This window comes from Variovorax guangxiensis, from assembly GCF_003952165.1.
GTDB lineage: Bacteria > Pseudomonadota > Gammaproteobacteria > Burkholderiales > Burkholderiaceae_C > Variovorax > Variovorax guangxiensis.
Genome location: NZ_RXFT01000028.1, coordinates 1 through 8,277 on the forward strand (window position 1 = coordinate 1; position 8,277 = coordinate 8,277).

The window sequence follows — 8,277 nt, forward strand, 5'->3', positions numbered from 1 at the left end:
ACCGCATCGCCGGATCTGGCGATGGGGCCCCTGGGCTGTGCATCGCCGTCTGAGGCGATGCTGGATCTGGAGTGCAGGGAGGGGAGCCCGATCCCGCGTGCGGACTCTTCGAGGCTGGCCTGGCCAGCCTCGCCGGAATTGACGATGCTGCAGGTTTTAGGGTCACAATGCCAACAGCCAAACGCTGGGTTTTGGTGACATCGTTCCCTCGGCAAATTCAGGAGTGAAAAATGACCATTCGGAGAAGTCCTGCGGCAGTTGCCTTCATCTACTTCGCCGTTCTGCTTTTGCTCATCGCATTCGCGAGCTTCACCTGGTTCGAGTTATTCAAGCTGGTGGTGAGAGCTGGTTTCAGCCAGGCGAAGACGGTGTGGCTCCAGCTCGGGATCGCGGTGATGTGGTTCTTCGTGGTCGCAGGTGCACGGCCCTTTGCACAGGCCGTGGCCAACCCCAACGGGGACGACCCCGGGCGTACCAGCGAAGCGACCGAATGAGCAGGGGATAGGGCTGCGGCGAGTAGCCGAGGACCGAGCCTATGCGCCGGCCTGCCAGCAATGGCAGGTCGGCGTTTGTTATTTGGGCGTGAGCGGGAGCGAAAGCACTGGTGCCGCATCGCCAGATGTGGCGTGCATGCGGGGATTCAGCAACCGAAGGGCGCAGGCGCCGGGTGTGCCTGGAAGGGTGCCGGCTTGCCGGCAGTCCCGAAGGGACCAAGCGCGAAGGCGCGCGCCCTGGAATGGTCATCCCGGTTCCGCGCAGCGGAAAGCCAAAACATGCATTTTGGCTCTTCTGATTCCTTGACAGCATCGCCATTTCCGGCGATGATTGGTGCCACGGGCGGAAACGTGCCGTAAGAGGCGGCGGTAGCAGGTGCGGGAACACCAGCCACCGCCTAACCACACTCAACCTGTCATGGAGATTGGTATGGCTGGACGAACTCTAGCAAACACACCTCACGAAGAGCGAGCGGTGAAGCGCGACGGCATCACGCCACAAAGCGCATTGATGACCACCGCCGAAATCAAGGCGAAAGTGGGCGAGCGAGTCACCGAAGCCGAAATGGTGGCCATGCTGAAGGCAAACCCGATCGGCACCTCTCCCAACGACGTGCGCGTGCGAAGCGGGGTTCTGTCCTTTTCTTTCGGGCCTCAAGGCGTCCGACTGGAAGACGCCGAGATTCGTACGCCGCTGGCGACCAACACGAGTGCCCACGGGCTCGAGAACTGATTCGGGATGGGATACCTGAATCCACTGCTGCGACTGCCGGCAGGAAGAGCATTGCTCAGTCTGCCCAAGGAGCAGCGCGCACCACTCGAAGCTGTCTTGCGGGAGCTTCGATGGCAAGCCGACCAACAAGCCGAACTCGCATGGAAGAGGCGGAAAGGGCCGATGGCGGCCTATTTCCGAGCCGTGGCAACCTACGCGCGGCACTTGGCACATGCACTTTCAAGGGGGGAACCACGTGAAAAATGAGAAAGATGCGGCGCCCACGCCGAACGCGAAGAAGCGCTCGCCAGATCGGACGAAGGAGGCGCTGTTGTTCATGTGGCTGGCGCTGGTGATCTTCGCCGGAACATGCGAGCTGTGGTCGCGGCATGTCGTCGCGAGAATCAATGCGGAGGCAGAAGCCGAAATGCAGAAGCTGAAGCCGCAAAAGCTGAAGCCGAAGACATTAGCGCAGGCCGACCAGGCCGGCGCTGTCCAGTAACACCGTTAGGGAGATAGACATGGGAATTCTGAGCAAACTCATCACGCAGATCACTGGTGCGCTGCACGATCTGATCGACAAGAACAGCGATGCCGGCCGCACAGCCCGCCAGGGCGTGCGCCAGTTGGACGAACAGATCAAGAAGGCTGAGGAAGGCGTGGCCGACGTGTCGGCCGAGTTGCGGCTGATGGCGCACAACCGCGACAAAGCCAATACGGACGCCGGCAAATGGGGCGCGATCGCGAAGACGGCTGCGGCCGACGGGAACAAGGACGAAGCCGTCAACGCTGTGCACCGTCAGGTGCAGGCGGAAGAGCTGGCCGCGTCTTTCGAGACGCACGTGGCCAGGCTGAGCCCGATGGTCGTCCAGCTGAAGGACCGGCTGGAGAGCCTGCGCAAGGTGAAGATCGAAATGCAGAACAAGACCAGCGTGCTCGACGCGCGCAGCAAGGTCGCGCAGGCGGAGAGCCGCGCGGCCCGTGCATTGGGCAACATCGGCACCGCAGGTGGCGGTGTGGACTTCGATCGACTCGAAGAGAGTGTCGATCGCGAAGAGGCGAAGGCGGCTGCGCTGGCCGAGCTGGCGCACGAGAAAAGCGCCGCAAATCCCGATGCGAAGCTCGCTGACTACGCCAGGCGCGAAGCGATTGGCGAAAAGCTGAAGGCCTTGGGCCTTCAGCCCACGGCCGCACCTGCGGGAGCAAAGGCGATTCAGGGAGAAAAAAATGCGCGCTAGAGCCATTCTTTCCCTCTTGGCACTACCAGTGGCGGCGGGTGCACAAATGTCCAACTCCATGGAACACCTGTCGACTTCTATCGATACATTGGCGTCAAACATTCTCATGCCCGTGGGTATCGCGGCGATCTCTATCACGGTGATCTGGGCTGGTTACAAGGCAATTTTCGAAGCGGACGCCAATAAGGCCGTGGGCCCGCTTATCGGTGCCTTCCTCATGGGGCTGTCGCTGCTTGGGGCCCTGGGAATGCGCGCGTTCATGGGCGAAATTGCACCAGCGCCGCAGACTCCTGACCCAGTGAGCAGTGAACCGGGTTGGTTTTCGCAGGCGCTCGATTGGATCGGGGCGCACGGCCTTCCGTTTGCGATCGGAACCGGTGTGCTGCTGGGCATTGGCGGATACCTGGTGCTGCGCAGCTCGCGAAAGGCTGCTCAAGCGAGACTGAATGGTGATCGCCTGGCGCTGCTCGAAACGATCGAACGTGCTGACGTGCTTCAAAAGATGATGGCAATAGCGCCCCAAGGGCTCGTTGACAAATTGAAGGCAGCAGCAACTGCCGCCTTCAATCGTGGGCTGCCAAGCAACTTGGGACTGGCGCCTGCTTTGACCGAATCGCAGCTTCAGGCCGCGATCGACATGTTGATGCAGATGCTGGGACAAGTTCATGATGCACGCCGCGAACTGGACGAGGCGCAGCACAAGACGCTGGAGAAGATTCGAGATCAGTTGAACGACACGGCGGCTCGGATGTCTGGGACAACTGATGCCGTTCCAGCGGCACCTACGCGTGGCGCGGATCGGAAGGGTACGGCAGCGCCAACGCCGCAGGCGGTGCGCAAGGCCGTCGAGGCGAGGGCACCAGCCGGTGCCTCAGGCGCGCCAACACCTTCAGGCGACGGCTTCATGAGCGGGTTGCTTCTCAACCCGCTATTGAGCCCGCTCAGTCCACTGAGCCCCTTGAGCCCGATTTCGGTCTGGCACGGTCAGCGGAGTGAGAACCACGCGGGGCGCAGCGACGAGAGCCGGCAGGCTGTCGCTGACAGTAGCGCTCCGACTTCAGCGCCGGCGCCGTCATGGCGCAGCGATGACCAGGTGTGCCCTGCGCCGGCGCCAGAGCCCGCGCGCAGCTACGACAGCAACTCGTGGTCGAGCGATTCGGGGGCAGGCAGTTCAGATTGCGGCGCCAGTGACAGCGGATCTTCAAGCAGCAGCGACTAATTCGGAGTATCGAAAGAAATGCTTTTTCTCTTTGCTCTGTGCGCAGTGTCATTGCACGCTGCGCTGACGCTGCGGGCTTTGCCTGCCGGACATCCCGCTTTGCGAGCGGGACTGTTTGCAGTGGTCTTGCTTTGCTCACTCGCCTTCTTGTCCGCCCTGGACGTTTTTGCTCGGGTCTTCGCTGGCGGTGCGATAGCCGGAACGGCGATGAACTGGACCCCTGTTTTCGCCTTTGTGGCGGGAGCTGCAACGCTCGCGGCTTTCACGCAGGAGTCCATTGTTGCTGGCCGCAGTCCTTTTCGGTCTACTGTCTGGAATATGGTGCGCATCGCGAGCTACGGCTTTGGCATCTACCTGCTGATCTGTGCGGTGAATCACTGGTGGTTTTTTCGGGGCGAGGATGCCGGGTATGCCTCTGCGGAGGCCGTCGGCGCAACGGATGTGCCGTGCGATATCGCGTTGGTGCGGGTCGACGGCGATGCCATCGACTTCCGGTGCCCAAGCACCGTGATTTTCAATGGCCTGTATTCGGCGCCGTTTGTGCCGTGGCTGGAGTACACCAGTGGGCGAAGCGTCGAATTCAAGACGAAGGTCGACGAAATGATGCGCGAAGCGTCGAGGCCGTAGATGCGCTATCCAGGCGGCAAAGGCGGCTCCGGCGCCTATCAGACGATCATCAACAATATTCCACCGCACGATGTCTACATCGAGACGCACCTGGGTGGCGGCAACATCTTCGAGCGCAAGAAGCCGGCCGCGCGAAACATTGGCATCGACATCGATGCCGATGTGATTGCGAAGTGGACCGCGCGACAGGTCGAAGGCCTGGAGCTGCACCAGGTCGACGCGGTGGCATTTCTCAAGCGCTTCAAATTCACAGGCGCCGAATTCGTCTACGTCGACCCGCCCTACGTGATGGGCAGCCGACGGGGCGGCAAGGTGTACCGGCACGAGTACACCGACGCCGATCACGAGCGCCTGGTGGAAACGCTGGCGACGCTGCCATGCAAGGTGATGGTGTCCGGCTACGCCTCGGCGATGTACGAGCAGTCGGTGCTTGGCGCATGGCGTTGTGAAGAGTTCACCGTGATGACGCGCGGCGGCCCAGCCGTCGAGCGGATCTGGATGAACTACGACAAGCCTGAGCTGCTGCACGACATGAGGTACGTGGGCGCGAATTTTCGCAAGCGTGAGCAGATCAAGCGGAAGAAGGCTCGATGGCTCGGCAAGCTCCAGAAGATGGAGCCGCTGGAGCGCGCAGCGATCATGGAATGTCTGCGCGAGCTGGAGGCCTCCGAGTTGGCCACGGCGGGCCAAGAATGACCGCAGGACCTGGCGCGCACCGTGCGCTGCGCATGTTGGAGCTGGTGGGACACCAGCTCCCCGGCGTCTGGAAACGCCACGCGGCACTCCGTGAGCAGTTCATGTCCGAAGCCGCCTGGGAGCCATGGTGCTATGCGCCGATGGCGGTTTCGTTGTCGATCACGGGTGAGCGGACAGTGCTGGCGGCGAAGCTGACAGCTCTGGCCGCTTGGCGGATGACGCAGGGAATTTATCGCGTCGACGCGACGCTGCTGGAAGCACTGACGCAAACGCCGCTGGATGCGGCCGTCCCGGTCGAAGTGCTCCGGCGCCTGCCTGAGTGGTGTGTCTACATCGAGCTGCCCGGCATCGACACGTTCAAGGGCGCAGCGCATGGCGTTTGGGTGGTGATGGAAGCGGCAGGCAAGCACGAGGGCGGGGCAGTCTTCTTGTCAATGCTTTTCGACACGGACAGGGAATTCAGCCAATCGCTCGACGAAGGGACGATGCTGCCCTTGACGATCAAGCTGTCAGGTGAATCGCTGCTGGAAGCGATCGAGAGCACCTACCCGGCCACGAGCGGGCTTTATGGCTTTTTCGAGAGAGCGGCGAAGCCTGTCCTGTCGATCCTGCTTTACCTCTGCTCGGCGAATGCCGAGCTGACGCGAGGTGGGGTGCCGGCGATGCCGATACCGCCGAAGGCGGTGAAGACGCGCCGAGACGGCTGGCGGGTCTTTCCGGCACCTGGGCCGGTGAGCTGGGAGCTGGGCGTCCGCATGGGAGCGGCGCTACGCGCCGCGTATGCGGGGACAGCGGCCGGGGGCGCAGCCACCGGCCGGACGCTGACGCCGCATGTCCGGGCCTTTCACTGGCATACATTCTTGAGCGGCCCTCGCAAAGGGGTGCCGACGGAGAAGCGCCAGCGTGACATTCGCTGGCTTCCCCCGATCGGGGTCAATATCCGGGAACCTGGCGAGCTGGTGCCGGTTGTCCGGCCGGTGAGACAGTAGGACAGCCATGCAATTTTCAACCGATCAGCAGCACGCCGCTACGCTTCACTTCCTGGCCGAGGTGCGCGACTACCTGGCGCGCTGGCCACCGCATCCGATGAATCGCGAAATGATCCAGCGGATCGAAGCGCACCTGGCTGAGCCGACTCGCAAGCTCGTGCGCCAACAGAGCTACACGCGCTCGGGGGGCGCGTACACGCCCATGGGAATGGGCATTGTGCAAGTCAGCGTGACGGGCGAACTAGCGACTGTCAGCCTGCTGCCGGATGCGGTATCCGCGCCGGAAAAAATCATCCTTCGGGCACTGAGACGCAGCCAGGAGGTTATCTTGAAGGTGGATGCGACATGAGTGGATACGAACCGCCACAGCTGGAAGGTCACCTGTGAAAAGGCGAACGATTTACATCGGGATCGCGGTCTTCCTGATCGTGACCGTGGTGGGGACCTTCGTGGGTAGATCGGCTGGGAAATCTATGGCAAGGGAGGCTCACGCGCGCTTGTCGTTGCTGTGGCCTGACGTGATGAGGATGCCCGAACAAGATCGCGCACTGCTGGCGCTGCTCGCCTATGAATGCCGATTGCCGGACCAGCCCGAGGGCAGGAGCAGCACAATTGCCTGCCTCCGCTCCGCAACAGGCGCGGACAGCGTGAAGAGAATCAGTGCCGATCCGGCTGCGCACCTCGACAAGCTGCTTGACCAGGCTCGCGGGCGAGCTTCATAAGGACAAAGCCGCGCCCTGGGCGCGGCGGACGCCGGCGAGCATCGCCGGGAACGGCGATGCCGCTGGCCAGCGGCGTGTCGCTGCCTTCTGCTATTCGATGCGTGCAATCGCGGCCGGATCGGCCAGCGAGAGCAACATGCCGTTGGCGTGCACCTTGTAGCCGCGCGACATGCGCACGGCGCGGGGTGCGGGCTGACCGGTGGCGCGCAACCACGCGCCCACCAGCCAGGCCATGGCGGCCGGACTGCTCTCCATGTAGGGGCACGCGGCCAATGCCTGCTCGCCTTCGCAGCGCTCAGAGGAAAATCCATCTTGGGCGATGGGGGTGAGGTCGACGGACGAGGACATGGAAGCTCCTAGCTGGATTGAATGGATTTCGTGAAGAGGCCAGCGGCGCCGACCTGCCATCCCATGCCGTGGTTCGCACCATTGCAGGAACAGTCGCAAGAGAAGCCGCGTGCGTGCTGGCAAGTGGCGTTGCACTTCACTTCCGGCCGAAGGCTGGAAGTCAGTTTTCCGTAGCTCATGGCCTTGCCACAGCCGGCGCAGATACCTAGCGGATCGCCACCGTAGACCGTGGGCAGGCCGCCGCCGCTGCGCTCGATCCAGACGCCCGACGAAATGCGCTTGCCGGCCTCGTCGAGGCGGGAAGCGTGGCCATTGATCGAACCCTTGATTCGCGTGTACTCGACACGTCGACCGACCTTGCATTTTTTGCAGTTGTAGATGACGGTGACAGGCACCGTCTCGCGGGAATTCCGGTCCACGGTGCGCCTTTCAGTGGGTGACAGGCTGACCGGCCTTCATGATCTTGTCGGCGGCGCCGAAGATCTTCTTTGCGCTCTTCTCGGGCAGCTCGGCACCAGCAAGCCAGCCTTGGATGTAGGCCCGGCTTTCGGCTTGGCCCGGCAGGTCCAGCAAGGTGCACAGGATGTAGGCCACGCTTTCGGCCTCGGCTTCCATCAAGCTGCGCGGTGTTTCCGGCCCGTCGATCACGTCGCCTTCGGTGGTATGGCCGAGCACGATGTGGGCGAGTTCGTGAAAACGCGTCTTGTGCTTGAGGTTGTTGAGCGGGCTGATTGCGATGGTGCGATCCGCAGTCGCATAGCCCAGGCGGTTGCCCAAAAGCTCATCAAAGCGCACTTCGCGGATGTCCAGCGCCGCCATGGCGGTTGCGGCGTCCCACATGGGCGTGACTTGCTCGGGTGCGAAGTCCTCGCCGTGCGTCTGGTCCAGCGAAAACCAATTGGCGCGCAGCATGAACACATTGAACGTCCCGCCTTGTGCATCGTCGGATTCGGCGATGGCGGCCGCTGCACCGGTCTTCGCGCGAGATTTCACCGGCACCGGCATGAACAGGGAAATTGCCTTCTCGCCCTTCTTGACCGAACGGCCCTTTTCCTTCCACGCGTTGAAGCTCGCGATAGGCGACAGCGGCAGGCCCTTGGCCGAGAGCTGGATGGCCGCAAGGATCTGGTTTCCGATGCTGTAGTTGCGGAACGCCCGATACGCTTCGTTCACGATCCCCGGCTTCGTCAACGCCTCCTGAAGGATGTGGCTGAATTCGGTCCCCACCTTTG

12 protein-coding genes are annotated in these 8,277 nt (G+C 62.5%); 9 read left to right on the plus strand and 3 right to left on the minus strand.

Going from position 1 to position 8,277, the window contains the following annotated elements; all coding sequences use genetic code 11:
* Nucleotides 1-230: 230 nt before the first annotated feature.
* The 9 genes from EJP67_RS33270 (at nucleotide 231) to EJP67_RS33315 (ending at nucleotide 6,324) form a co-directional block, all read left to right on the plus strand.
* Nucleotides 231-494 (plus strand): hypothetical protein, encoded by a 264-nt coding sequence (locus tag EJP67_RS33270; protein ID WP_126025984.1) that lies wholly within the window; start codon nucleotides 231-233, stop codon nucleotides 492-494.
* Nucleotides 495-969: 475 nt separating this feature from the next.
* Nucleotides 970-1,227: a hypothetical protein gene (locus tag EJP67_RS33275; RefSeq protein WP_126025985.1), complete on the plus strand. Its 258-nt coding sequence runs from the start codon at nucleotides 970-972 to the stop codon at nucleotides 1,225-1,227.
* 235 nt (nucleotides 1,228-1,462) lie between these two features.
* On the plus strand, nucleotides 1,463-1,708 hold the full coding sequence (locus EJP67_RS33285) for a hypothetical protein (protein ID WP_126025987.1): 246 nt from the start codon (nucleotides 1,463-1,465) through the stop codon (nucleotides 1,706-1,708).
* Between the two features lie 19 nt (nucleotides 1,709-1,727).
* A complete protein-coding gene (locus EJP67_RS33290; RefSeq protein ID WP_126025988.1) occupies nucleotides 1,728-2,444 on the plus strand; it encodes a PspA/IM30 family protein in 717 nt (238 codons plus the stop codon).
* Nucleotides 2,434-3,663 carry a hypothetical protein gene (locus tag EJP67_RS33295; protein ID WP_126025989.1) on the plus strand — a complete coding sequence of 410 codons (1,230 nt, stop codon included), beginning with the start codon at nucleotides 2,434-2,436 and terminating at the stop codon, nucleotides 3,661-3,663. The genes EJP67_RS33290 and EJP67_RS33295 overlap by 11 nt, the downstream gene beginning before the upstream one ends.
* 18 nt (nucleotides 3,664-3,681) lie before the next feature.
* Complete coding sequence (locus EJP67_RS33300; RefSeq protein WP_126025990.1) at nucleotides 3,682-4,290, plus strand: hypothetical protein; 609 nt, start codon at nucleotides 3,682-3,684, stop codon at nucleotides 4,288-4,290.
* Nucleotides 4,291-4,986, plus strand: a complete 696-nt coding sequence (locus EJP67_RS33305) for a DNA adenine methylase (RefSeq protein WP_126025991.1) — start codon at nucleotides 4,291-4,293, stop codon at nucleotides 4,984-4,986.
* Nucleotides 4,983-5,975 (plus strand): AcrVA2 family anti-CRISPR protein, encoded by a 993-nt coding sequence (locus EJP67_RS33310; protein ID WP_126025992.1) that lies wholly within the window; start codon nucleotides 4,983-4,985, stop codon nucleotides 5,973-5,975. Before EJP67_RS33305 ends, EJP67_RS33310 begins: the two co-directional genes overlap by 4 nt.
* Before the next feature lie 7 nt (nucleotides 5,976-5,982).
* Nucleotides 5,983-6,324, plus strand: coding sequence for a hypothetical protein (locus tag EJP67_RS33315; protein WP_126025993.1), 342 nt, complete (start codon nucleotides 5,983-5,985; stop codon nucleotides 6,322-6,324).
* A gap of 463 nt (nucleotides 6,325-6,787) precedes the next feature.
* On the opposite strand, the gene EJP67_RS33320 is transcribed toward EJP67_RS33315, so the two are convergent.
* The 3 genes from EJP67_RS33320 to EJP67_RS33330 all read right to left on the minus strand — a co-directional run.
* Nucleotides 6,788-7,045 (minus strand): hypothetical protein, encoded by a 258-nt coding sequence (locus EJP67_RS33320; protein WP_126025994.1) that lies wholly within the window; start codon nucleotides 7,043-7,045, stop codon nucleotides 6,788-6,790.
* Between the two features lie 8 nt (nucleotides 7,046-7,053).
* A complete protein-coding gene (locus EJP67_RS33325; protein ID WP_126025995.1) occupies nucleotides 7,054-7,464 on the minus strand; it encodes a hypothetical protein in 411 nt (136 codons plus the stop codon).
* Between the two features lie 10 nt (nucleotides 7,465-7,474).
* Nucleotides 7,475-8,277, minus strand: an 803-nt coding sequence (locus tag EJP67_RS33330; RefSeq protein ID WP_126025996.1) for an ArdC-like ssDNA-binding domain-containing protein, incomplete at its 5' end; no start/stop codon positions are given.

Bases quoted from the DNA above. Each gene is read 5' to 3' on its own strand.
- EJP67_RS33270 (WP_126025984.1), top strand. From the start codon at position 231: ATGACCATTCGGAGAAGTCCTGCGGCAGTTGCCTTCATCTACTTCGCC.
- EJP67_RS33290 (WP_126025988.1), top strand. From the start codon at position 1,728: ATGGGAATTCTGAGCAAACTCATCACGCAGATCACTGGTGCGCTGCAC.
- EJP67_RS33295 (WP_126025989.1), top strand. From the start codon at position 2,434: ATGCGCGCTAGAGCCATTCTTTCCCTCTTGGCACTACCAGTGGCGGCG.
- EJP67_RS33300 (WP_126025990.1), top strand. From the start codon at position 3,682: ATGCTTTTTCTCTTTGCTCTGTGCGCAGTGTCATTGCACGCTGCGCTG.
- EJP67_RS33305 (WP_126025991.1), top strand. From the start codon at position 4,291: ATGCGCTATCCAGGCGGCAAAGGCGGCTCCGGCGCCTATCAGACGATC.
- EJP67_RS33310 (WP_126025992.1), top strand. From the start codon at position 4,983: ATGACCGCAGGACCTGGCGCGCACCGTGCGCTGCGCATGTTGGAGCTG.
- EJP67_RS33315 (WP_126025993.1), top strand. From the start codon at position 5,983: ATGCAATTTTCAACCGATCAGCAGCACGCCGCTACGCTTCACTTCCTG.
- EJP67_RS33320 (WP_126025994.1), bottom strand. From the start codon at position 7,045: ATGTCCTCGTCCGTCGACCTCACCCCCATCGCCCAAGATGGATTTTCC.